Origin of the sequence: Peribacillus simplex (genome assembly GCF_001542915.1) — a bacterium.
Taxonomy (GTDB): Bacteria; Bacillota; Bacilli; order Bacillales; family DSM-1321; genus Peribacillus; species Peribacillus simplex_B.
Genome location: NZ_LNNH01000059.1, coordinates 24,896 through 48,743 on the forward strand (window position 1 = coordinate 24,896; position 23,848 = coordinate 48,743).

Annotated in this window: 22 protein-coding genes; 20 read left to right on the plus strand and 2 right to left on the minus strand. The window is 44.6% G+C overall.

Translation table 11 applies throughout. The annotated features are described in order from the left end of the window. Positions 1–25: 25 nt before the first annotated feature. A complete protein-coding gene (locus tag AS888_RS23775) occupies positions 26–1,747 on the minus strand; it encodes an Rqc2 family fibronectin-binding protein (RefSeq protein WP_061144569.1) in 1,722 nt (573 codons plus the stop codon). Between the two features lie 366 nt (positions 1,748–2,113). Here AS888_RS23775 and AS888_RS23780 point away from each other — a divergent pair, with 366 nt between their 5' ends. The 17 genes from AS888_RS23780 (at position 2,114) to spoVM (ending at position 20,091) form a co-directional block, all read left to right on the plus strand. Beyond that, positions 2,114–4,792 (plus strand): calcium-translocating P-type ATPase, SERCA-type, encoded by a 2,679-nt coding sequence (locus AS888_RS23780; RefSeq protein WP_061144570.1) that lies wholly within the window; start codon positions 2,114–2,116, stop codon positions 4,790–4,792. Positions 4,793–4,947: 155 nt separating this feature from the next. Then, a complete protein-coding gene (locus tag AS888_RS23785) occupies positions 4,948–5,823 on the plus strand; it encodes a YicC/YloC family endoribonuclease (protein WP_061144571.1) in 876 nt (291 codons plus the stop codon). A gap of 54 nt (positions 5,824–5,877) precedes the next feature. Next, positions 5,878–6,141 carry an extracellular matrix/biofilm regulator RemA gene (remA, locus tag AS888_RS23790; protein ID WP_057913464.1) on the plus strand — a complete coding sequence of 88 codons (264 nt, stop codon included), beginning with the start codon at positions 5,878–5,880 and terminating at the stop codon, positions 6,139–6,141. A 10-nt stretch (positions 6,142–6,151) separates the two neighbouring features. Continuing rightward, positions 6,152–6,766, plus strand: coding sequence for a guanylate kinase (gene gmk / locus AS888_RS23795; protein ID WP_061144572.1), 615 nt, complete (start codon positions 6,152–6,154; stop codon positions 6,764–6,766). A 3-nt stretch (positions 6,767–6,769) separates the two neighbouring features. Continuing rightward, positions 6,770–6,976 (plus strand): DNA-directed RNA polymerase subunit omega, encoded by a 207-nt coding sequence (rpoZ, locus tag AS888_RS23800; RefSeq protein WP_061144573.1) that lies wholly within the window; start codon positions 6,770–6,772, stop codon positions 6,974–6,976. 223 nt (positions 6,977–7,199) lie between these two features. After that, positions 7,200–8,402 (plus strand): bifunctional phosphopantothenoylcysteine decarboxylase/phosphopantothenate--cysteine ligase CoaBC, encoded by a 1,203-nt coding sequence (coaBC, locus tag AS888_RS23805; RefSeq protein ID WP_061144574.1) that lies wholly within the window; start codon positions 7,200–7,202, stop codon positions 8,400–8,402. 6 nt (positions 8,403–8,408) lie between these two features. Then, complete coding sequence (gene priA, locus AS888_RS23810) at positions 8,409–10,820, plus strand: primosomal protein N' (protein WP_061144575.1); 2,412 nt, start codon at positions 8,409–8,411, stop codon at positions 10,818–10,820. Between the two features lie 98 nt (positions 10,821–10,918). Beyond that, on the plus strand, positions 10,919–11,404 hold the full coding sequence (gene def, locus AS888_RS23815; RefSeq protein ID WP_061144576.1) for a peptide deformylase: 486 nt from the start codon (positions 10,919–10,921) through the stop codon (positions 11,402–11,404). Continuing rightward, the gene (fmt, locus tag AS888_RS23820) at positions 11,401–12,360 is read left to right on the plus strand and encodes a methionyl-tRNA formyltransferase (RefSeq protein ID WP_061144577.1); all 960 of its coding nucleotides are present in this window, start codon (positions 11,401–11,403) and stop codon (positions 12,358–12,360) included. The genes def and fmt overlap by 4 nt, the downstream gene beginning before the upstream one ends. After that, positions 12,347–13,699 (plus strand): 16S rRNA (cytosine(967)-C(5))-methyltransferase RsmB, encoded by a 1,353-nt coding sequence (gene rsmB / locus AS888_RS23825; protein WP_061144578.1) that lies wholly within the window; start codon positions 12,347–12,349, stop codon positions 13,697–13,699. Before fmt ends, rsmB begins: the two co-directional genes overlap by 14 nt. Then, positions 13,699–14,793, plus strand: coding sequence for a dual-specificity RNA methyltransferase RlmN (rlmN, locus tag AS888_RS23830; RefSeq protein ID WP_061144579.1), 1,095 nt, complete (start codon positions 13,699–13,701; stop codon positions 14,791–14,793). The genes rsmB and rlmN overlap by 1 nt, the downstream gene beginning before the upstream one ends. Positions 14,794–14,798: 5 nt before the next feature. Next, positions 14,799–15,548, plus strand: a complete 750-nt coding sequence (locus tag AS888_RS23835; RefSeq protein WP_061144736.1) for a Stp1/IreP family PP2C-type Ser/Thr phosphatase — start codon at positions 14,799–14,801, stop codon at positions 15,546–15,548. A 5-nt stretch (positions 15,549–15,553) separates the two neighbouring features. Continuing rightward, complete coding sequence (gene pknB / locus AS888_RS23840) at positions 15,554–17,578, plus strand: Stk1 family PASTA domain-containing Ser/Thr kinase (protein ID WP_061144580.1); 2,025 nt, start codon at positions 15,554–15,556, stop codon at positions 17,576–17,578. Positions 17,579–17,601: 23 nt separating this feature from the next. Continuing rightward, positions 17,602–18,483 carry a ribosome small subunit-dependent GTPase A gene (rsgA, locus tag AS888_RS23845; RefSeq protein ID WP_061144581.1) on the plus strand — a complete coding sequence of 294 codons (882 nt, stop codon included), beginning with the start codon at positions 17,602–17,604 and terminating at the stop codon, positions 18,481–18,483. 1 nt (position 18,484) lies between these two features. Further along, positions 18,485–19,132: a ribulose-phosphate 3-epimerase gene (gene rpe, locus AS888_RS23850; RefSeq protein WP_061144582.1), complete on the plus strand. Its 648-nt coding sequence runs from the start codon at positions 18,485–18,487 to the stop codon at positions 19,130–19,132. Positions 19,133–19,236: 104 nt separating this feature from the next. Next, positions 19,237–19,890: a thiamine diphosphokinase gene (locus AS888_RS23855; protein WP_061144583.1), complete on the plus strand. Its 654-nt coding sequence runs from the start codon at positions 19,237–19,239 to the stop codon at positions 19,888–19,890. 120 nt (positions 19,891–20,010) lie between these two features. Next, positions 20,011–20,091, plus strand: a complete 81-nt coding sequence (gene spoVM / locus AS888_RS23860; RefSeq protein WP_034313769.1) for a stage V sporulation protein SpoVM — start codon at positions 20,011–20,013, stop codon at positions 20,089–20,091. A 199-nt stretch (positions 20,092–20,290) separates the two neighbouring features. Here the strand turns inward: spoVM and rpmB are convergent, their stop codons facing one another. Further along, the gene (gene rpmB, locus AS888_RS23865; RefSeq protein ID WP_034313767.1) at positions 20,291–20,479 is read right to left on the minus strand and encodes a 50S ribosomal protein L28; all 189 of its coding nucleotides are present in this window, start codon (positions 20,477–20,479) and stop codon (positions 20,291–20,293) included. 252 nt (positions 20,480–20,731) lie between these two features. On the opposite strand from rpmB, the gene AS888_RS23870 reads away from it, so the two are divergent. From AS888_RS23870 to sdaAB, 3 genes are all read left to right on the plus strand, one after another. Further along, the gene (locus AS888_RS23870; RefSeq protein ID WP_061144584.1) at positions 20,732–21,094 is read left to right on the plus strand and encodes an Asp23/Gls24 family envelope stress response protein; all 363 of its coding nucleotides are present in this window, start codon (positions 20,732–20,734) and stop codon (positions 21,092–21,094) included. 18 nt (positions 21,095–21,112) lie between these two features. After that, on the plus strand, positions 21,113–22,783 hold the full coding sequence (locus AS888_RS23875; RefSeq protein ID WP_061144585.1) for a DAK2 domain-containing protein: 1,671 nt from the start codon (positions 21,113–21,115) through the stop codon (positions 22,781–22,783). Between the two features lie 370 nt (positions 22,784–23,153). Further along, complete coding sequence (gene sdaAB / locus AS888_RS23880) at positions 23,154–23,816, plus strand: L-serine ammonia-lyase, iron-sulfur-dependent subunit beta (RefSeq protein ID WP_061144586.1); 663 nt, start codon at positions 23,154–23,156, stop codon at positions 23,814–23,816. The last annotated feature ends 32 nt before the right edge of the window (positions 23,817–23,848 follow it).

A 23,848-nucleotide genomic window follows, 5' to 3' on the forward strand; every position in this document is an offset into this window, starting at 1 on the left:
ATCAATTGGGCCACCTCTATTTTTTTTAGGCTTTTACCGCTTCCTTTAAGCGAATGACGGTATCGGCATCCGGTGTAATATATACGGTCTGCTGCTGGTCATAGATAACGAAGCCTGGCTTGGACCCGTTCGGTTTCTTTACATGGCGGACTTGTGTAAAGTCAACGGGAACGGAGCTCGATTGCTTGGCTTTACTGAAAAATGCTGCCAACACGGCTGCCTCTTTTATCGTTTCTTCGCTCGGTGATTCATTTCGGATCACGACATGTGATCCAGGGATGTCTTTCGTATGAAGCCAGATTTCGTCCCGGCGTGCAAATTTATTCGTTAAATAGTCATTTTGTTTATTATTCTTTCCGACAAAAATGAGATCCCCATCGGTAGCATAATAGGTTTCAAGCTGCGGTTTGGCATTGGCGGGTTTTTTCATGCCTTTTTTCTTTTTTTGGCGGATGTAGCCTTCTTCCTGAAGCTCTTCGCGTATTTCCTCTATATCCCGGGGCGAAGCTGATTGAAGCTGCTGGTGCAAGGCCTCGAAGTAGGATAATTCCAATTTTGTCTTTTCGATTTGTTCTTGGACCACTCCGACCGCATTTTTGGACTTTTGGTATTTGGAGAAGTACTTTTGCGCATTATCGGATGGATTTTTTAACGGGTCAAGCGGAATCGTTATCGTACCTTGCCCCTCATCATAATAATTGACGACTTCAATCTCCTTCATGCCTTTTTTCATTTGATAAAGATTAGCTGTAAGCAGCTCACCGAATAATTGATACTGTTCCCCGCGTTCCGTATCTTTCAACGTACGCTCGAGCTTCCCGATTTTTTTTGAATTCTTTTCTATTTCGTTGGAAATGAAACGTTCCACATCCTGGCTCTTCTGCTTAACCCGATCTCGTTCGGCCTTGCCGAAGTAATATCTGTCTAGCATTTCGCTTAATGAAGGGAACGACCGTTGTGTTTCACCCAGGTGTTCAAGTGGAAGCATATAAAAAACTTCTTTATTTCCGTCTTGTTTAATCGTCGGAGTATATTTTTGTACCGATATCTCTTTGATTAGGCTTGAAAAAGCGGCAGGAAGGGTGGTGCTGTTTGCCAATCCAGCCCGGTAGACGGCTTCCTTGGCTACTAAAGGTGATATTCCTGAAAAGCTGGCGACAAGCTGTCGGTCAAGTCTTCCTGCATTGAAATCCAGGTTTTTCCTGATATCTTCCTCGGTGGCCTCGAAGGGATTAACCTTCTCCTGGGCAGGAGGGACCTTATATTCCTGGCCTGGCAATATGGCTCTGTAACTGTTCACGGCGTATGAGACATGCTTAATGCTGTCCAATATCATGTTCCGTTCTTTATCGACTAGCACAATGTTGCTGTGCCGGCCCATGATTTCAATGATTAATTGCTTTTGGGAGACATCCCCCAGTTCATTGCGGCCCTTCACCTCCAATATAATCATCCGATCGAGTTCATATTGATAAATATCTTCTATTGTATAACCTTCGAGATGTTTTCGAAGAAGCATGCAGAACATGGGTGCCTCTTTTGGATTTTCATAACTTTCTTCCGTCAATTGCACTCTTGAATAGCTTGGATGTGCTGATAAGAGGAGCTTATGGTTCTTCCCTCCTGCACGAACCACCAATATCACTTCATTTTTGTATGGTTGATGTACCTTGTTGATCCGACCGCCTTTTAATATAGAAGCGATTTCTTCGGTCATCGCTTTTGTAAATAATCCATCGAATGACATTCTATTTTTACTTCCTTTACATAAGATTTTCTATGATACTCCATTCTTCGAAGACACGTTAGTCATGATTCGAGAATGTTCTCATTCATGATGATTGATTGACGCATAAACTGGAGCTGGCCGATTTACTATCACCTGTTAACCGGCAGGGTCCTATAAGCAATGTTCAATTTGGGAGCGTTCTTCTTTCCGCAATTCTGTTTAATTATAGCATTATTTTGGACGAGTCTGAATAATCATGGAAGAAGAGCAGGTTGTTTTATGTATCGATAAGCGGGCAGGTGTTGGGTGAGTAAAGCAAAAGCGCCTGTTTAAGATGTATACAGGGGCCTATTTCATTCTACTCAAAGGGATGTGTGATACTTGATGGAGTTTAAGGAAATGAACAATCAAGAAATGGAAAAAGCGCTTCAAACAAACGTTACACACGGTTTGGACGATGATGAAGTAAAGGACAGGCTGCAGAAGCATGGGTTCAACGAATTGAAGGAAGGTGAAAAGCAGTCAGCCATACTTTTATTTTTTGCTCAATTCAAGGATTTCATGGTCATCGTATTACTAGCCGCGACTTTAGTATCCGGGATATTGGGTGAATATATTGATGCGATTGCCATCATGGCGATTGTTTTTTTAAATGGATTACTTGGTTTCTTTCAAGAACGAAAGGCTGAAAAATCACTCGATGCGCTGAAGGAAATGGCAGCTCCGCAAGTGAATGTACTTAGGGATGGCCGGTGGTTGAAGGTCCCTTCACGAGAGGTGGTCGTGGGGGATATCCTGAAATTTTCAAGCGGTGACAGGATAGGGGCCGATTTGCGGATCGTCGACCATTCAAGCCTTGAAATCGAAGAATCGGCACTTACAGGCGAATCGCTTCCAGCCGTTAAATGTTCCGATCCATTGATGAATGAGGTCGAAGGGATCGGCGATCAGGAAAATATGGCTTTTATGGGTACGATGGTCACAAGAGGGAATGGTGTGGGAATCGTCATCGCGACGGGAATGAACACGGCAATGGGGAAGATTGCCGACTTGCTGCAGACTGCAGAAACAAAAGAAACACCTCTGCAACGGCGGCTGGAGCAGCTAGGGAAAATATTGATCATCACCGCCTTGATATTGACGGTCATTGTCGTCCTGACCGGCGTCATTCAAGGGCATGACCTTTATACGATGTTTTTAGCCGGTGTATCCCTTGCGGTTGCCGCGATTCCGGAAGGTTTGCCTGCCATCGTGACTGTCGCCTTGTCCTTGGGCGTCCAGCGCATGATCAAACAAAAAGCGATTGTCCGCAAGCTTCCTGCTGTTGAAACGCTTGGATGCGCTACCGTGATTTGCTCAGATAAGACGGGTACACTTACGCAAAACAAGATGACGGTTACGAAAGTTTGGAGCGGGGGGAAAACATGGGATGTCACAGGCACTGGATATAATCCGGTCGGTGAGTTTTCCTTGAGGGGGGTTGCGGTTGCACCGAAAAACCATAATGCCCTGCTTCAGATCATTACGTTCGGGATGCTCTGTAACAAGGCCGAGTTAAATGAGAAGGGAAAACAACATGTACTGGACGGAGATCCGACAGAAGGGGCCATGTTGGTCGCGGCGATGAAAGCGGGCTTGACGAGGGAGCACCTTGCCAAAAGGTTTACGATCGTGAAGGAGTTTCCCTTCGACTCAAGCCGCAAAATGATGAGTGTGATCGTCAAGGATGAAAAAGATAATCATTTCGTCATCGTTAAAGGGGCCCCTGATGTATTGATCGCCCAGTGTGATACGATTCTGTGGGAAGACAGATCGGAAATATTGAATCGCGAAAGTAAGGCAAGGGTACAGCAGGATATGAATGAGCTTGCTTCACAGGCACTTCGGATGATTGCTGTCGGTTATAAACCCCTTCCGAAAGGAACGATTCTTCTTCACGAAACGGAAGCTGAGCGTAATTTGACCTTCATGGGACTTCAAGGCATGATCGATCCGCCGCGTCCGGAAGTGAAGCTGGCTGTCAAGGAATGCCGGGATGCCGGAATAAAAACCGTCATGATTACTGGCGATCATGTCATCACCGCAAAGGCAATAGCTAAAGAACTTGGCATCTTAAAAGGAAAAGACCTTGTACTTGAAGGGCGGCAATTGGCTGACATGGAAGTAGGGGAACTTGAAGAAATAGTTGAAAGTGTTTCGGTATTTGCCCGTGTTTCCCCTGAACATAAATTGAAAATCGTAAAGGCCCTCCAAAATAAAGGACATGTCGTAGCGATGACTGGTGATGGCGTCAATGATGCCCCTGCGATAAAATCTGCGGATATTGGCATATCGATGGGCATTACCGGGACGGATGTTGCCAAGGAGGCATCCTCCCTGATATTGGTCGATGATAATTTTGCAACGATTAAATCTGCAATCAATGAAGGCCGGAACATATATGAAAACATCAGGAAGTTCATCCGCTATCTGCTTGCTTCCAATGTCGGGGAAATTTTGGTCATGTTTTTTGCGATGTTATGTGCCTTGCCCCTTCCGTTGATTCCGATCCAAATCTTGTTCGTGAATCTTGTTACCGACGGGCTTCCTGCCATGGCATTGGGCCTCGATTCGGCTGAAGAAGATGTCATGAAACGAAACCCGCGAAATGCCAACGAGGGCGTTTTTGGCAGAGGGCTTGGCTGGAAGATCATCTCGCGCGGTTTCCTGATAGGGATATCAACGCTGATCGCCTTTTATGTCGTATATCGGGCAAACCCCGAAAACCTGGCATATGCACAAACGATTGCGTTCGCTACCCTGGTTCTTGCCCAGCTCATACATGTTTTTGATTGCAGGAGTGAACGGTCGATCTTCTCTAGAAACCCGTTCGGTAACATGTACCTGGTTGGGGCGGTCCTGTCTTCGTTGTTATTGATGCTTGCAGTCATGTATGTAGAGCCATTGCAAACGATCTTCCACACAGTGCCTATTTCAGGAAGGGATTGGCTATTGGTGATAGGAATGGCTTCCATCCCAACTTTTTTATTGGCCGGAACCTTTTTAGCAAGAAAAGCACAGTGAAATATGTTATAATCTTTAAGGCGGTAGAGTCTTGCTCTATTGCCTTTTTATTTTTTGTAGTCTATTATTTATAAGCTAAACTGATGATGCAGCAGTTGATATATAATCAAACTAATCGCGAAATTACTACAATATGCTTGATAGGAAGTGGAACCATGGTTACCAGCATGACGGGCTATGGAAGAGAAGAATCGGGAAACGGACAGGTCAAGGTCTTTGCCGAGATAAAGACGGTGAATCATCGCTTTTGTGAATATACGATTAGAATGCCGCGCCAGCTTTTGATTTTGGAAGAAAAAGTTAAGAAAAAGGCGAATCAATACATAAGAAGGGGACGGGTGGAAATCTTCATTACAGTGGAAGGTGAGAGCCTCGTTTCCAAAAAAGTGAAGGTCGATTGGGATCTTGCCGATCAGTATGTAGATTTGATGGCCAAGGTCAAGGACACATACAAACTGGAAAGCTCCATTACATTACAGGATATGCTTCAGCTTGAATCGATTTTCATGACGGAAGAAGTGCCTATGGTCCCTCATGATTTGGAAGCTTCATTATTGAAGGCTGTTTCGGGAGCCTTGGATAACCTGAAAACAATGCGGGCACACGAAGGGCAGGAGCTGGCCGTGGACATGGTCAACCAGCTTAATAGGTTTCGAGAAATTATCGCAGGCGTCAAAAACCATGCGCCTAGAGTCGTCGAGAAATACAAAGCCCGCTTGGAAACCAAATTGGCCGATTTAACGGATGGGCTGATTGAGGATAGCAGAATTGTGACAGAAGCGGCCATTTTCGCTGATAGATGTGATATAAATGAAGAGCTTACGAGGCTTGAAAGCCATGTCCAGCAATTTTCAGCAACGCTTTCAGAGAATGAGCCTATCGGCCGGAAATTGGACTTCCTTGTCCAGGAAATGAATAGGGAAGTCAATACAATCGGATCGAAGGCTAATGATTCCTTAATTACCAAAGATGTGGTGGAAATGAAAAGCCTGCTTGAAAAATTAAAGGAACAGGTTCAAAATATCGAGTAGTCGGTTTATGATGAACGTAAAAAGGTGACAATAGAATATGAATGGGGGACAAAAATGTCAATTAAGCTCATTAATATTGGATTTGGGAATATCGTATCCGCAAACCGGATCGTATCCATCGTGAGTCCTGAATCGGCTCCGATTAAAAGGATCATCCAAGATGCCCGGGATCGCGGATCCTTAATAGATGCTACATACGGAAGAAGAACCAGGGCCGTTATAATTACAGACAGCGACCATGTCATCTTATCTGCCGTTCAACCGGAAACGGTTGCTGCACGGCTGCAAGATAAAGATGACAGCGTGGAAGAGGGGTAACTGAAACAATATGAGAGAAAAAGGTTTATTAATCGTTTTGTCCGGACCATCCGGTGTTGGTAAAGGTACAGTAAGGAAGGCAATTTTTTCTCAGCCTGGAACAGCTTTTGAATATTCCATTTCGATGACGACTAGACTGCCTCGCCATGGGGAAGTGGATGGAGTGGATTATTTCTTCAAAAAGCGCGAGGAATTCGAAGCGTTGATTGAAGAAGGCAAACTGCTTGAATATGCAGAGTTTGTCGGTAATTATTATGGAACGCCAGTGGATTATGTCCGTGAAACGATCGATTCCGGAAAAGATGTTTTTCTGGAGATCGAAGTTCAAGGAGCAAAACAGGTCCGCGAGAAATTCCCTGAAGGACTTTTCATTTTCCTTGCCCCTCCAAGCTTGACCGAACTCGAAAGCCGGATCGTTACACGCGGCACCGAGACGGAGGAAGCGATAAAAGGGCGTATGAAAGTGGCCAAGGAAGAGATAGAACTTATGGATCTATATGATTATGTCGTGGAAAATGATCATGTGGATGCAGCATGTGCTAGAATTAATGCAATAGTGATTGCCGAGCATTGCCGTCGGGAAAGAGTTGCTAAGTTATATAAAAAAATGTTGGAGGCGGAATAAACTATGTTATATCCATCAATTGATTCCCTATTATTGAAAATCGATTCTAAATACTCGCTTGTATCTGTGGCAGCTAAACGTGCCCGGGAAATGCAAATTAAAGATAATTGCCTCATCACCAAACCGGTCTCCCATAAAGCGGTGGGCCGTGCCCTTGAAGAAATTCATTCTGGCAAATTGACCTACGATAATTCTTACGAGGAAAACTAAGCGAGAACACATAAGCTTGACCTATCGGGTCTGACACCCTAAAGCAAACAGGATGCGTTACATTTTTGAAAGTTGCTTCCTTCCTGCGGCCAAGGTGTCAGGCCTGTTTGTTTTGATTTTCAAGATGGGGAAAACCCTATATTAATTGCGCATATCAAATGATTTTTCTACAGTTTTCCTTCATAATTAAGAAATCTAGAATGTATAGTTAGGGGAAATTTGCATGCTTATCGAGAAAAAAGTACTTCTTTGCGTCACTGGCGGTATTGCTGTATATAAGGCTGCTGCCCTGACCAGTAAATTAACACAGGAAGGTGCACACGTAAAAGTGATCATGAGTGAATCTGCACGTCAATTCGTGACGCCGCTCACTTTCCAAGCTCTTTCGAGGAATGATGTGTACACAGATACATTTGATGAAAAGGATTCTTCTGTAATTGCCCACATCGACTTGGCTGATTGGGCTGATATCATCCTTGTGGCTCCGGCGACGGCGAATGTGATTGGCAAGGTGGCAAATGGAATCGCCGATGATATGATCACGACCACGCTGCTTGCAACGGAAGCACCTGTTTGGATAGCGCCGGCCATGAATGTTCACATGTATGCCCATCCTGCCGTTCAGAAAAACATGGAGACACTTCGTACGTTCGGATATCAATTCATTGAACCGGGGGAAGGGTATTTGGCATGCGGGTATGTAGGTAAAGGGCGGTTGGAGGAACCGCAAACGATCATGGAACACCTGAGGAATCACTTTGCCGAAAGGAAACCGCAGCTTCTTAAAGGAAAGAAAGTCCTGATAACCGCAGGTCCTACTCGCGAAGCAATCGATCCGGTACGTTATGTCACCAATCATTCCAGCGGAAAAATGGGCTATGCCTTAGCTGAGCAGGCAATCGAAATGGGTGCTGAGGTTACATTGGTGACGGGGCCCGTGAATTTGATGCCGCCCTTGAAGGCCCATGTCATTCCCGTGGAATCGGCAGCAGATATGCATGATGCCGTTCTCAATCAGTTCGATGCTAGTGATGTCGTCATCATGACCGCTGCCGTCGCAGACTATAAACCGAAGTTTTATCATGTACAGAAGATGAAAAAGCAGCCGGGAGAAAATGTGATTGAATTTGAACGGACAAAGGATATCCTTAAGGAACTCGGTGAGAATAAAACGCACCAGATCTTGGTAGGCTTTGCTGCTGAAACGAACAATGTCGAAGAATACGCAAGAGGGAAATTAGAGAAAAAGAATGCAGATATGATCGTTGCCAATAATGTGACCGTCGCAGGGGCAGGCTTTGGGACGGATACGAATATCGTGACCATTTACAAGAAAGATGGAAGTGCAATCGAGTATCCTAAAATGAGTAAAGCGGATATAGCTAAAAACATCCTGGCAGAACTATCCCGCAACCAAAAGGAATGATGTGTTATGGATATTGCATCCGTGATTGTGGATGTACCCGCCAAACAAACCGATCGTGAATTTGATTACCGCATACCGGAAAAGTGGAAACAAGTCATCATGCCTGGCATGCGGGTCATTGTGCCATTCGGTCCAAGAATGGTCCAAGGATTCGTCACAGGTTTAAAAGATGAAAGCGATTTTTCGAAATTACGCCATATAAAAGAACCGATGGATTTGGAGCCGATCCTTAATGATGAATTGCTTCGGCTGGGGAACTGGTTGACCAAAGAGGCCATGTGCTTTAGAATTTCAGCGCTCCAAGCCATGCTTCCGGCAGCAATGAAAGCGAAATATGAAAAAGTGATCAATGTCATTGAAGATAAAAAGGATCAACTCCCGCCGATCATTGAAACACTTTTCGGAAGAAACGCTTCTTTGTCCTGGAAAGAGGTGATCGAAGGAGAGTATGCATCCCTTTTTCAAAAAGAACTCCAAAATGGCAATCTGGAGCTCGTTTATAATGTGAAAAACCGCCTTAATAAGAAAACGGTCCGTGTCATTCAACCGCTGCTTCCGGCCAGTGAACTAAAAGAAATGGCGTCGGGCCTATCCGGTCAAGCAAAAAAACAACAGGAACTGCTCCTTTACTTTATGGAACATCAAGAGCCTGTCCCGTTAAAAGAGCTGCTTGAAGTGACCCATACATCCAGCAGTACCGTCAAATCCCTTGTATCAAAAGGGGCATTGGCGGAACTGGATCAGGAAATATACCGTGATCCATATGAGAACCGTGTGTTCCAACCATCCAATCCTTTTACGCTAACAGATGAACAAGCGGCTGCCCTAAAGCCCATCCAAGAGAAAATACATCATGATGAGCATGATGTATTCCTTTTATACGGTGTGACCGGGAGCGGAAAGACGGAAGTGTATTTGCAGGCGATCGCCACCGTTATTGAAAAGGGGGAGGAAGCCATCATGATGGTACCTGAGATCTCCTTGACACCGCAAACGGTTAAAAGATTTAAGGAACGCTTTGGCGAGCAGGTCGCTGTCATGCACAGCGGTTTATCCGTAGGAGAAAAATATGATGAATGGCGGAAAATCCACCGCAAAGAAGTGAAAGTGGTAGTGGGCGCACGTTCAGCCGTGTTTGCCCCGTTTGAAAACCTGGGACTGGTGATCATTGATGAGGAGCATGAATCCAGCTATAAGCAAGAAGAAACGCCAAGGTACCATGCCAGGGATGTTGCCATTGAACGGGCAAAATCCCATCAGTGCCCAGTTATCCTTGGCAGTGCGACCCCTACACTCGAATCGTTTGCACGTGCCAAGAAGGACGTCTATAAACTATTGACACTGAGCCGGAGGATGAATGAAAATGCATTGCCGGCAGTCGATATTGTTGATATGAGGGAAGAACTAAGAACGGGAAATCGTTCGATGTTCTCGGAACTGCTCTTTAGCAAGCTGAAAGATCGGCTTGAAAAGGGGCAGCAAACGGTCTTGATGCTGAACAAACGGGGGCATTCCTCCTTTGTGATGTGCCGAAGCTGCGGATTGGTCATCAATTGCCCTAATTGTGACATTTCACTCACCTATCATCGCTTTAATGATATAATGAAATGCCATTATTGCGGGTTTGAAGAGGGGATGCCTTCCGTTTGCCCGGAATGTGAAAGCGAACATATCCGATTCTTCGGTACGGGCACGCAAAAGGTTGAAGAAGAGTTAGCGAAAATCCTCCCTGAGGCGCGGGTCATTCGGATGGACGTAGATACGACGAGCAAAAAGGGCTCACATGAACGGCTGCTCAATGCCTTTGGAGAAGGAAAGGCTGATATATTGCTTGGCACACAAATGATTGCCAAGGGACTGGATTTCCCTAATATCACCCTGGTAGGTGTCCTTTCAGCTGATACGATGCTCCATCTGCCGGATTTCCGCTCGTCGGAAAAGACTTTTCAGCTGCTGACACAGGTCAGCGGCAGGGCGGGTCGTCATCAACTTCCGGGGGAAGTGGTCATCCAAACTTATACACCAGAGCACTACAGCATCGAACTTGCTGCCCTGCAGGATTATGATGCCTTTTATGAAAGGGAAATGGATCTCCGCAGGAAAAGTCATTATCCCCCGTATTATTACGTTGTCCTTATCACGGTTTCTCATGAAGATTTGATGAAGGCAGTGAGTGTCACCGAAAAAATTACCAATTATTTAGGTTCGCGATTGAATCGGGACTCAATCGTTCTAGGCCCAGTCGCTTCGCCGATCAGCCGAATCAACAATAGATATCGTTACCAATGTCTGATAAAATACAAACGAGAGCCGGACCTTAATCAACATTTACGAACGCTTTTGGAGCATTACCAAAAAGAAACGGCTCAAAATCACCTGCAGATTTCGATTGATTTAAATCCGCAGATCATGATGTGATGGTTGAAGAGTAAGAGGATTACACCGCGGGCTGTTACGGGCTTGCGTTTTTATATAATGAAGTGTTGTTTCTCATATCTAGGAGGGTACTTTGAATTTTGGCTATTTTACCGATTGTTTTGTTTCCTGAAAAAATTTTACAACAAAAATGTGATAAAGTAACAAGTTTTGATAAAAAATTGGCAAAGCTGTTAAATAATATGTATGAAACGATGGTGGAAGCGGATGGCGTAGGGCTGGCTGCGCCGCAAGTCGGCATTAAAAAGCAAGTGGCCGTCGTTGAAATAGATGAAGATTCGGGTCACCTTGAATTGATCAATCCAGAAGTTCTGGAAACGGAAGGTGAGCAGACGGGTGTGGAAGGTTGCCTTAGCTTTCCTAGCCTATATGGTGAAGTGTCCCGTCCTTACCGCATCAAAGTGCGCGCACAAGACCGAAAAGGGAGCTTTTTCGAGATAGAGGCGGAGGATTTCCTCGCAAGGGCACTTCTGCATGAGATCGATCATTTGCAAGGGGTTTTATTTACAAGTAAGGTTTCGCGCTATATTACAGAAGAAGAGTTAGAAGGGTATGAAGAAGAATGACAAAAATTATCTTTATGGGGACACCGGATTTTTCAGTGCCGGTATTGAAAAGGATCATTGATGAAGGGTTTGACGTGATTGCAGTCGTCACGCAGCCGGATCGTCCCGTTGGCCGTAAAAAGGTGCTGACGCCCCCGCCGGTCAAGGTCGAAGCGGAAAAACAGGGAATTCCCGTTTATCAACCTGAAAAGATCCGTGAAAAAGCAGAATTGGAAAAGATCATCGCATTAGGTGCTGACCTTGTGGTGACCGCGGCGTTCGGGCAAATCCTCCCGAATGAATTGTTGGAAGCCCCTAAATACGGATGCATCAACGTACATGCCTCCTTGCTTCCAGAACTTCGCGGCGGCGCACCGATCCATTATTCAATATTGCAGGGAAAAGAAAAAACGGGTATCACCATCATGTATATGGCGGAAAAATTGGATGCCGGAGATATATTGACGCAAGCTGAAGTGGCCATCGCGGAAGAAGATAATGTGGGAACCCTGCATGATAAGTTAAGCAAGGTAGGTTCGGATTTGCTTGCGGAAACATTGCCGAAGCTTATCAATGGCGAACTGAAGGCAACCAAGCAAGATGAGGGCAAAGCGACCTTCGCTCCTAACATTAAACGTTCGGAGGAAAAAATCGACTGGTCGAAAACAGGGGGAAATATCTATAACCATGTACGCGGACTAAATCCATGGCCAGTTGCCTACACAACCTTAAACGGATCGGTCCTGAAAATTTGGAAGGCCGGTAAGCTTGAATACGGCAGCCAGGAAGCACCCGGCACAATTTTAGAAGTGCAAAATGATGGTTTCATCGTTTCGACAGGCAATGGAACGGCGATACTGGTTACAGAACTGCAGCCTTCAGGAAAGAAAAAAATGCCGGCGAAAGATTACTTGCGCGGCGCCGGGTCGTTCATTAAAGCAGGCATGAAGTTAGGAGAACAGAATGAAGCAAACTAAAAAGGGAGTACGTGACATTGCTCTCGATATTTTGGAATCTGTAGAGAAAAACCAATCCTACAGTAACCTCTTATTAAACAACTTGATCAAAAAGCATCAATTATCCCCTGTTGACAGCGGTTTGCTTACGGAAATAAGCTATGGGACAATACAGCGTAAGATGACATTGGATTACTTTTTGAGCCCTTATATTAAACAGCCGAAAAAGACGCAAAGCTGGGTCATCAATCTGCTTAGGCTGTCTGTTTATCAAATGGTTTATTTAGATAAGGTGCCGGACCATGCGATCATCTTCGAGGCAGTTGAAATTTCCAAAAAACGCGGACATAAAGGGACATCTTCGATGGTCAATGGCGTGCTTCGCAACATCCAGAGAAATGGTGTTCCTTCCCTTGATGCCATCAAAGATGATCTTGAACGGCTCTCCATCGAAGTGAGTCATCCAGTCTGGTTGATCAAACGCTGGGTGGAGCAATTTGGTTATGAAAAAACCAAGGAAATGTGCGAAGTGAACTTAACGGCCCCATTGCAAACGGGACGGGTCAATTTAAAGAAGATTTCCCGCAATGAATTAATGAGCATATTAAGGGAAGAGGGATATGACGTCGAAGCAAGTGAAGTCGTCCCCGAAGCCATCGTCAGCTATAGAGGCAATCTTGCCCATTCAGAAAGTTATAAACTAGGCTACCTGTCGATCCAGGACGAAAGCTCGATGCTTGTTGCTCATGCTTTGGGGGCAAATGATAATGATGCTGTTCTCGATTGCTGTGCTGCTCCTGGAGGGAAAACGACCCATATTGCAGAAGGTCTGACGACTGGACAAGTCTATGCGCTGGATCTTCATGAGCATAAAGTCAAGCTCATCAAGGAGCAGGCAGAGCGGCTAAAACTGAGGAACAACATCAAGACTATGGCACTCGATAGCAGGAAAGTGCAGGAACACTTCAATAAAGAAGGGTTCGACCGGGTCTTGATCGATGCTCCGTGTTCAGGGTTGGGAGTCATGCGCCGGAAGCCTGATGTAAAGTACACAAAAACAAAAGATGATATAATGAAACTCTCAAGTATACAAAAGCAATTATTGGAAGCTGCCGCACCGCTGGTAAAGCAAGGCGGACGTTTAGTATATAGCACATGCACGGTGGATAGGGAAGAAAATGACCAAGTGGCCATGTCGTTTTTGCAAGACCACCCGGATTTCGAGAGCGATCCATCGCTGTCAGAAAGAATGCCCGAGAGCGTTCAGCCGTTTATCGAGGGCAATACGCTGCAAGTTTTTCCGCAATATTTTAGCAGTGACGGATTCTTTATTGCGAGTTTTAGAAAGAAGGTGCTGTAATGGCAGAAATAACCAAATCATCCAGAGTAAGAAAAGACACAACACCAGAAAAACCATCCATCTATTCATTGGAGCTTCACCAAATTAAAGAATGGATCATTCAAAATGGCGAGAAGGCTTTCCGGGCCGAGCAAGTATACGATTGGCTTTATAAAAAGCGCGTCTCCAGCTTTGAAGATATGTCCAACCTATCGAAATCTTTACGCGATAAGCTGGAATCACATTTTACCTTCACTACCTTGAAAACGCTGATCCAGCAAACGTCAAATGATGGAACGATGAAGTTCTTATTTGAACTCCATGATGGATATTCGATTGAAACGGTATTGATGCGCCACGAATATGGAAACTCCATTTGCGTGACAACACAGGTTGGTTGTAGAATTGGTTGTACCTTCTGTGCATCGACACTGGGTGGATTGAAGCGAAACCTTGAAGCAGGCGAAATAGTTGCCCAAGTCGTTAAAGTGCAGCAAGCACTTGACGAAGTGGAAGAACGTGTCAGCTCAGTCGTCATCATGGGAATCGGGGAACCGTTCGATAACTACGATAATATGATGTCATTCTTGAAGAATATAAATCATGAAAAAGGCTTGAATATCGGGGCCCGTCATATTACCGTTTCTACAAGCGGGATCATTCCTAAAATCTATAAATTTGCAGAAGAGAGCATGCAAATCAACTTTGCGGTTTCCCTGCATGCACCAAACACGGAATTGAGAAGTAAATTGATGCCAATCAACAAGGCTTACAAACTTCCCGACTTGATTGAAGCCATAAAATACTATACTGAAAAAACAGGGCGCCGTGTAAGTTTTGAATATGGTCTATTCGGCGGGGAAAATGATACAGTCGAACACGCCGAAGAATTAGCCAATTTAATAAGCGGGATCAAATGCCATGTCAACTTAATTCCGGTTAACTATGTACCGGAACGCAACTATGTACGTACACCTCGGGATCAGATTTTTGAGTTTGAAAAAACATTGAAAAAGCGCGGTATCAATGTGACGATCCGAAGGGAACAAGGCAGTGATATCGACGCAGCCTGCGGCCAGCTTCGGGCCAAGGAGCGCAAAGAAGAGACGAGGTGACCCTATTGAGGGCGATATTTAAAACAGACCGTGGAAAAGTCCGGCAGCATAATGAAGATAATGGCGGAATCTTTAAAAACTCGGAAGGCGTTCGCCTTGCCATCGTTGCAGATGGCATGGGCGGCCACCGTGCCGGGGATGTGGCAAGTGCGATGACGATTGACCTTTTGAAAAAGGGATGGGAGGAATCCGGCGGGATCGAAACGGCAAATGATGCCGAGGAGTGGCTAAAACAGCAAATCTTCTTGGTCAATCATTCGCTTTTTGAATATGCCGAGTCACATACAGAGTGTAAGGGTATGGGGACCACCGTTGTTGCTGCAATATGTACTGATACATTTGCGACCATCGCCAATATCGGGGACAGTCGATGTTATTTGTACAATGAGAGTGGCTTTAAACAGGTTACGGAAGATCATTCACTCGTTAACGAATTGGTCCGTTCCGGGCAGATTTCGAAGGAAGATGCCGAGAACCATCCACGAAAAAATGTTTTATTACGAGCCTTGGGAACGGAAAAGCAAGTTGAAATGGACATCACGACGGTCATTTTCGAAGAAAGTGATTTATTGTTGCTTTGTTCGGATGGACTAACGAATAAAGTGAATGAACAGGAGCTTGAAGAAACGGTTACAAATGGGCAGCCTCTTGAAGAAAAGGCAAAATCATTAATAGACAAGGCCAATCACTACGGTGGGGAAGATAATATCACCCTTGTGCTTGTTCAATTTACTGATGAAAGCGAAAGCAGGTGAATTGAATGTTGATTGGCAGAAGAATCAACGGCCGTTATAAACTGATCGAGATGGTCGGCGGCGGTGGCATGGCGAATGTTTACCTTGCAAGGGATATGATTTTGGATAGGGATGTTGCGTTGAAAATCCTTCGCATGGACTTCAACAATGACGAAGAATTCATCAAGCGCTTCAACCGGGAAGCTCAATCGGCAACCAGTTTGGCCCATCCCAATATCGTAAGTATTTATGATGTTGGAGAAGAAGATGCCATCTATTATATCGTCATGGAATATGTGGACGGCTTTACACTTAAGCAATACATACAAAAATATTATCCGATTCCAGTTGATGAAGCCTTGGATATCATGAAGCAGATCACGGCAGCGATTTCCCATGCCCACCATAATGGGATCATCCATCGTGACATCAAGCCACAGAACATATTGATCGATAAAGAAGGAACCGTCAAGATAACGGACTTTGGAATTGCCTTGGCCTTGAGTGCAACCAACATTACTCAGACGAACGCCGTCTTGGGTTCCGTCCATTACTTATCTCCGGAACAGGCAAGGGGCGGCATGGCCAATAAGAAATCGGATATATACTCCCTTGGCATCGTCATGTTTGAATTGCTGACGGGTAGATTGCCTTTTTCCGGTGAATCAGCCGTGTCGATAGCGCTTAAACATTTACAATCGGAAACCCCTTCGCCCAAACGGTGGAACCCTGAAATACCCCAGAGTGTAGAAAATATTATTTTGAGGGCGACAGCGAAGGATTCATATTACCGATATGAAAGCGTAGATTCAATGGAAGATGACATTCGTACGTCGTTGAATCCTGAGCGTTCAAATGAGCAGCCCTTTACGATACCGGAAGACCATGATGCAACGAAAGCGATACCTGTCATCACGGATGATCAGCTCTCGAGCATTGATGAGACGATTATAAGAGGGCCGGAGAAAAATACGGCAGTCTATGCAGACGATGCTGAAGATGACTCGGTCGAAGCCATGAAAGTGAACAAAAAACAAAAGAAACAGAAAAAACAAAAAATGAAGACGAAACAAAAGGACAAAAAACGGAAGAGAATGCCAGCTATTTTGGTAACCATCTTTTTAGTCCTCGCACTGCTTGCTGTCTTATCTGTCACGTTAGGACCATCCCTTTTGGGCCCGAAGGAAGTGACGATCCCTGACCTTAAAGGGAAGGAATTGGATGATGCAATTACTGATTTGCTTAATCTGGATTTGGTCGTCGGAGAAACCATTGAGATCGAGGATGAAGAGGTTGAAGCGGGACTGGTGATCAAAACCAACCCGAAGGAAGGGAAAACCGTCAAGGCAGGTGCAAAGGTCGATATTTATCAAAGTGTAGGTAAAGAAACGATATCGCTTTCCAACTATGAAGGCCGGAATTACTCGGATATTAAATCCTTGCTTGATAATATGGGATTCAAAAACACGATCGTTACCTACAAATTCGATCAAAGTGCTGCCGGTACCATCATAGATCAGACGCCATCGGGCGCAACTGAAATCGTCCCATCCGAAACGGAACTTGAGTTAACTGTAAGCAAAGGGGAAGATTTATTGAGCCTGAAAAATCTCAAGGGGTTCAATGAAGCCGGCCTAAATGATTATTCCAATGAAAGCGGAATAAAGATCGATGTGGAAGAAGAGGTATACGATGATTCCGTCGAGAAAGGGCTGGTCATTTCCCAGTCTCCTGAACCGGGTACTAAGGTGGAAAAAGGCAGTACGGTGAAAGTCATCGTCTCAAAAGGGAAAGAAGAGATCCCCCCCAAGACCGTAACGGAGAAAATCAAGATTGAATATGATCCAGTTGAACCTGGCAAAGCGCAAAAAGTGCAAATTTTCATTGAGGATATCAATAATAGCATGACGGAGCCTAAGGAATCATTCTTTATCGTGGAAGATGCCAAGCGAACGATCGAATTGACGGTTTCCCAGGATAAGAAAGCAGGCTATAAAGTCATGAGGGACAATCAGGTCATCATCGACAAAGCTGTCTCTTATCCCGACTAAATATATAAATTAGGAGTGTGGCTATGCCCGAAGGAAAAATTATTAAAGCACTTAGCGGATTTTATTATGTGCTTGATGGGGAAGAAGTTTTTCAATGTCGCGGACGGGGTGTATTCAGGAAAAATAAGGTAACTCCGCTCGTTGGTGATTATGTGGTGTTCCAGGCGGAAAATAAAACCGATGGGACCGTTACCGAAATAAAACCGCGAAAGAATGAATTGATCCGTCCGCAAATTTCAAATGTAGATCAAGCCATCCTCGTCTTTTCGGCAGTGGAACCTGACTTCAGTCCGGCGCTGCTCGATCGTTTCCTCGTATTGATCGAAGATAACGAAATCGAGCCCATTATCGTCGTGACGAAACTGGACTTGGTCACTTCTGAAACCCGGACGAAATTGACACAGTACATCAATGATTATCGCAAACTTGGGTATACGGTATTGGAAACATCCTCGGTTACCACAGGAGGAATTGAAGAACTTGTTCCTTATTTAGAAGGGAAAACGAGTGTATTTGCCGGTCAGTCAGGAGTTGGAAAATCGTCTTTGCTAAACGCAATCAACCCTGAACTGGCTTTAAAGACGGATGACATTTCGTCACATCTTGGACGGGGGAAACATACTACGCGTCATGTAGAATTGATTCATATCGGCTCCGGCCTTGTCGCGGATACGCCTGGTTTCAGTTCACTCGAATTCATGGAAATGGAAGCTGAACGGCTATCCTATTGCTTCCCCGAAATGCATAAGCATGGAGAGGACTGTAAGTTCAGGGCTTGTTTGCACGATAAAGAACCGAGGTGTGCCGTGAAGGAAGCGGTCGCTTCCGGGGAAATCCCGCAATATCGCTATGAGCATTATATGCAATTCCTGGAAGAAATCAGAGATAGAAAGCCGAGGTATTGAAATGGTTAAAATTGCACCTTCGATTTTATCAGCAGACTTTGCAAAATTGGGAGAAGAAATCCTTGATGTGGAAAGAGGCGGGGCGGATTTTATTCATGTGGATGTCATGGATGGGCAGTTCGTTCCGAATATTACCATCGGACCGTTAATAGTGGAAGCCATTCGGCCTGTGACTAAACTGCCGCTAGACGTTCATCTTATGATCGAACAACCGGACCGTTATATCGAGGCGTTCGCAAAAGCTGGAGCCGACTATATAACGGTGCATGCAGAGGCCTGCACGCATCTGCACCGAACGATCCAGTTAATTAAATCATTCGGCCTCAAGGCAGGGGTGGTGCTTAATCCAGCCACGCCAGCGTCCTTGCTCCAACCTATAATCGAAGATATTGATATGGTGCTGTTGATGACGGTTAACCCAGGCTTCGGCGGGCAAAAGTTCATCACATCCGTATTGCCAAAAATCGCTGAAGTTAAGGCGATGGCGGACAACCATAATCAGGATCTGGAGATAGAGATTGATGGCGGAGTCAATGAAGAAACGGCGAAACTATGTATTGAACAAGGGGCGACGGTCCTTGTGGCCGGGTCAGCAATATATAATCAGGCAGATCGCCGTGCAGCGATTCAAAGAATTCGGGGAAATTGATATAAAGCCGACATTATCGTATACATAGGATAATGATCGGCTTTTTTTAACAGTGTCACAAAGAAATCTCGTATATGCATATACGTGTAAAAAGGATGATGATCATGATCATTAGTATAATGGCGGGCGGTCCAGAATCGCTATGGCCTGATTTGGCAAGGTATAAGGAAATGACGGATCTTTGGATCGGGGTTGATAGAGGAGTGTGGGCCTTGCTTGAAAATGGGATCGACCCTAAATGCGCCTTCGGGGATTTTGACTCGGTTTCGCAAGACGAATACAAGGTAATTGCACAAAGGCTTCAGCAAGTGAATTTATATTCTTCGGAAAAGGATGAAACGGATCTGGAAATCGCTTTTCATTGGGCGATAGATCAAAAACCGAGTGAAATTCACATCCTTGGGGCCACTGGGGGGAGAATGGATCATTTTCTTGGCAATATCCAGCTGCTCCAAAAGGAAAGCATCCTTCCCATTCATGCCGATATTGATATATACATAGTCGATCGACAAAACATTTTCACCGTCAAGACAGCAGGCTCTTATGAGGTAACTGCTTTGAAGGATAAGAAGTACGTATCATTCCTGCCAGTCACAACGGCAGTCACTGGCATCACCCTGACAGGCTTCAAATACCCGCTGAGCGATCGCAGCTTGGAGATAGGTTCGACACTCTGCATCAGCAATGAACTAATTTCCGAATCTGGGAATGTTTCATTTAAGGAGGGCATATTAATGATGGTAAGAAGCAGAGATTAAAATTCATGCTTAAAGCAGATTCGGATATAATTACAAATCCTATATCCGCTTAAAAGCTTATGTTGTAATAGAAAAATTCCACTTCATCTTAATTCGTGGGATGCAAAGAGGAGGGGCATGATGAAATTTTATACAATAAAATTGCCAAAAGTTCTGGGTAGTTTGGTAAGGGCTATGCTCGGAGCGTTTAAAAAGGGCTGATACTTATTCTACATGACACCTCTCGGATTTCCGGAGGTGTTATTTTTCGTGAATCCAGGGTTACCGAATGTGTGGCCATCCATTAATGGGAGATGATTTTCTAGATGCGGATATAAAAAAGTCTACGAAGCTATCAACCATCCCCATTAAATTGTCAGCCATTTCAAGTAAAAAGGCATCCTTAGAGGATGCCGTAACATTATACGCGTTCTACTTTGCCCGATTTAAGAGCTCTTGCAGAAACGTATACACGTTTAGGTTTACCGTCAACTAAAATACGCACTTTTTGAAGGTTAGCGCCCCATGTACGCTTGCTAGCGTTCATTGCGTGAGAGCGGCTGTTACCAGAACGAGTTCTTCTTCCAGTGATTACACATTTACGTGCCATGTTCAATTCCCTCCTAACTACACCAAGCTTAAGTTTTCACAGTCATCTTAAGTCTTTGTAAAATACTTTAATAATTTATCATACCTACCGTGAGAATGCAATACTTCAGTTAATTACTTTCAAGAAAAATACCTTGACATACAAACTGGAAAATTGAATTATATTAAGTACCGTAAGACAATTACTTTTAAAACCTCAGACATTATAGTAAAATGTCTTTAGTTGACTTGATTTTTGGGAGGGAAAAGAGAAATGTCTATTGAATTACAAACGAAATATGGACAAATTGATATCTCTAATGATGTTATCGCAACCGTAGCAGGCGGAGCAGCAGTGGATTGCTACGGAATTATAGGAATGGCTTCCAAAAAACAATTTAAAGATGGCATTGCTGAAATTTTAAGAAAAGAAAACTTTACTAAGGGTGTAATTGTCCGTCAAGAAGAGGAAGAAGTTCATATCGATATGTATATCATCGTAAGCTATGGAACGAAAATCTCGGAAGTTGCGCATAATGTGCAATCGAAGGTAAAGTACACTCTGAACAAAACTGTAGGATTAGCGGTTGATTCCGTAAACATTTTTGTCCAGGGAGTTCGTGTGACGAACCCTTAAGTATAGGAGGAAAGTTTAGTGTCAATTACAAGTTTAAATGGAAAGCGCTTTGCAGAAATGATCATTCAAGGTGCCAATCATTTAGCGGCCAATGCCCAAATGGTTGATGCGTTGAATGTTTTCCCTGTCCCAGATGGAGATACCGGGACGAATATGAATTTATCGATGACTTCCGGAGCGAAGGAAGTGCAAAATAACGTCCAGGAACACATCGGAAAAGTGGGCACATCCCTTTCGAGAGGACTGCTGATGGGCGCTCGCGGCAATTCTGGTGTTATCCTTTCACAGTTGTTCCGCGGCTTTGCAAAAGCGATTGAACATAAATCGGAAATCAATAGTGAAGAATTCGCACAAGCTTTCGAAGCAGGCGTGCAAACAGCTTATAAGGCTGTAATGAAACCTGTCGAAGGAACCATTTTAACGGTTGCCAAAGATGCAGCCAAGCAAGCGGTTACATCAGCTGCCAGGCACCAAGACCTCATTCAGGTTATGGAAGAGATCGTAATCGAGGCCAATGCCTCGCTGAAACGCACACCGGATCTGCTTCCGGTCTTGAAAGAGGTGGGAGTCGTCGACAGCGGCGGACAGGGCTTGGTGTTCGTATATGAAGGCTTCCTGGCCGAACTCAAAGGTGAAGCCCTTCCAGCCCGTTCCGAACATGGCCCTAGCATGGATGACATGGTCAGTGCCGAGCATCACATGAACGTCCAAGGGCATATGAACACGGAAGATATCGTGTTTGGTTACTGCACGGAATTCATGGTCCGGTTAGAAAGTGACAAGCTGGCTAATAAATCATTTGATGAGGAACAATTCCGAAATGATTTAAGTGAATACGGAGATTCATTATTAGTCATTTCAGATGATGAAGTTGTCAAAGTACATATTCATTCTGAACAGCCTGGAGAATGTCTCAATTATGGACAGCGATACGGTAGCTTAATCAAAATGAAAATCGATAATATGCGCGAACAGCATACTGCGATCGTGGGTGAAACGCAGACTCCGCTTCAAACGAAACCGGCAACGAAAGATAAATACGGAGTCGTGTCCGTTGCGATGGGTGCAGGAATCAGTGAATTGTTCAAAAGCATCGGCGCCAAGTCCGTCATCGAGGGCGGTCAGACGATGAATCCTAGCACGGAAGATATCGTTAAAGCGGTCGAAGAGGCAAATGCCGAGCATGTCATCATCTTGCCTAACAATAAAAATATCATTATGGCTGCCAACCAAGCAGCAGATGTCCTTGGAGATCATGTGACGGTCGTCCCGACGAAGACGGTACCACAGGGAATGGCTGCCTTGTTGGCATTCAATCCAACACTTGATGCTGCCGAGAATACACAAGCGATGAGCGAAGCCCTTTCGCATGTGAAAACCGGCCAGGTCACTTTTGCCGTACGTGATACCAATATTGATGGTCTAGCCATTGAGACGGGGGATTTCATGGGAATAGCTGAAGGAACCATCAAAGTGAAGGATAAAGACAAGACGCAAGCGGCAAAAGAGCTTCTTACTGAAATGATTGACGAGGATGCCGAGATCCTGACGATATTATATGGAGAAGATGCCAATGCAGAAGAAGTCGAAAATCTTGTTGCATTCTGTAAGGAGAATTTCGAAGACGTTGAAGTTGAAGTCCATAATGGCAAACAACCTTTATATTCTTTCATTTTTTCAATTGAATAAGTAACCTTTCATGAAGCTAAAGCATGTTCCGTTTCTTTCTTAGGATCATGAACGAATAAAAGGCAAGAAACTGCATAAGTCATTAGGCTATGCAGTTTTATTTTTTTTTGCTGCTATTCGCTTATCCAGAGGGCGGGCTGAGCCTTATCGACGTGAACGCTTGTTCAGTCTCAACAGTCCCCTGCCCGCACAGGAGTCTCACAATCAACCTTAACTAGTGTCGATTTAAAAACAGCACTCTTAACGAAAAGAGCCAATTTTTTGATGAACGATATGAACGGCCTGAATGGAATTACGGCGAATTTGACGTTATTATTAATCTAACACCCAGCCTTTCCCTTGATTTCAATAGCTGAAGGAGGAGCAATGCATGAAATTCAGAAGTGTATTCGATATAATAGGTCCTGTTATGATTGGCCCCTCTAGTTCCCATACTGCCGGAGCGGCAAGAATTGGGAGGGTGGCCAGGAACTTATTCAACCGTGAACCGAAATGGGCACATATTTCTTTTTATGGATCGTTCGCTAAAACCTACAAAGGACATGGAACGGATGTAGCCATCGTAGGAGGTTTACTTGATTTTGATACATTTGACGAGAGAATTAAGGAATCGTTGGAAATAGCACGTAAAAAGAAAATTAAAATTGCTTTCCGGGAAGAAGAAGCAGTCCCTGAACATCCCAATACAGCAAAAATAACGGTGGGAGATGAGGATGGGGAACTTGAACTCGTCGGAATATCGATTGGCGGAGGGAAAATTGAAATTGTCGAATTGAATGGGTTTAAGTTGAGGCTTTCGGGCCACAACCCTGCCATACTGGTCGTGCATGATGACAGATTCGGGGCCATTGCCAGTGTTTCTAACATTTTGGCTAAGCATCGAATCAATATTGGCCAGATGGAAGTTTCCCGTAAAGAAAAAGGCAAAATGGCGCTGATGACGATTGAAGTGGACCAAAACCTTGAGGATCAAGTCATTGCTGAAATTACGGCACTCCCCAACATCACTCAGGTAGCGAGGATTGTTGATTGATAAGGAAATCGATTCGTTCCCACATAGGAAGG

Bases quoted from the DNA above. Each gene is read 5' to 3' on its own strand.
- AS888_RS23780 (WP_061144570.1), top strand. From the start codon at position 2,114: ATGGAGTTTAAGGAAATGAACAATCAAGAAATGGAAAAAGCGCTTCAA.
- rpoZ (WP_061144573.1), top strand. From the start codon at position 6,770: ATGTTATATCCATCAATTGATTCCCTATTATTGAAAATCGATTCTAAA.
- rpe (WP_061144582.1), top strand. From the start codon at position 18,485: ATGGTTAAAATTGCACCTTCGATTTTATCAGCAGACTTTGCAAAATTG.
- priA (WP_061144575.1), top strand. From the start codon at position 8,409: ATGGATATTGCATCCGTGATTGTGGATGTACCCGCCAAACAAACCGAT.
- rpmB (WP_034313767.1), bottom strand. From the start codon at position 20,479: ATGGCACGTAAATGTGTAATCACTGGAAGAAGAACTCGTTCTGGTAAC.
- pknB (WP_061144580.1), top strand. From the start codon at position 15,554: ATGTTGATTGGCAGAAGAATCAACGGCCGTTATAAACTGATCGAGATG.
- gmk (WP_061144572.1), top strand. From the start codon at position 6,152: ATGAGAGAAAAAGGTTTATTAATCGTTTTGTCCGGACCATCCGGTGTT.
- AS888_RS23775 (WP_061144569.1), bottom strand. From the start codon at position 1,747: ATGTCATTCGATGGATTATTTACAAAAGCGATGACCGAAGAAATCGCT.
- AS888_RS23785 (WP_061144571.1), top strand. From the start codon at position 4,948: ATGGTTACCAGCATGACGGGCTATGGAAGAGAAGAATCGGGAAACGGA.
- rsgA (WP_061144581.1), top strand. From the start codon at position 17,602: ATGCCCGAAGGAAAAATTATTAAAGCACTTAGCGGATTTTATTATGTG.
- rsmB (WP_061144578.1), top strand. From the start codon at position 12,347: ATGAAGCAAACTAAAAAGGGAGTACGTGACATTGCTCTCGATATTTTG.
- AS888_RS23870 (WP_061144584.1), top strand. From the start codon at position 20,732: ATGTCTATTGAATTACAAACGAAATATGGACAAATTGATATCTCTAAT.
- coaBC (WP_061144574.1), top strand. From the start codon at position 7,200: ATGCTTATCGAGAAAAAAGTACTTCTTTGCGTCACTGGCGGTATTGCT.
- sdaAB (WP_061144586.1), top strand. From the start codon at position 23,154: ATGAAATTCAGAAGTGTATTCGATATAATAGGTCCTGTTATGATTGGC.
- spoVM (WP_034313769.1), top strand. From the start codon at position 20,011: ATGAAATTTTATACAATAAAATTGCCAAAAGTTCTGGGTAGTTTGGTA.
- fmt (WP_061144577.1), top strand. From the start codon at position 11,401: ATGACAAAAATTATCTTTATGGGGACACCGGATTTTTCAGTGCCGGTA.
- AS888_RS23855 (WP_061144583.1), top strand. From the start codon at position 19,237: ATGATCATTAGTATAATGGCGGGCGGTCCAGAATCGCTATGGCCTGAT.
- rlmN (WP_061144579.1), top strand. From the start codon at position 13,699: ATGGCAGAAATAACCAAATCATCCAGAGTAAGAAAAGACACAACACCA.
- remA (WP_057913464.1), top strand. From the start codon at position 5,878: ATGTCAATTAAGCTCATTAATATTGGATTTGGGAATATCGTATCCGCA.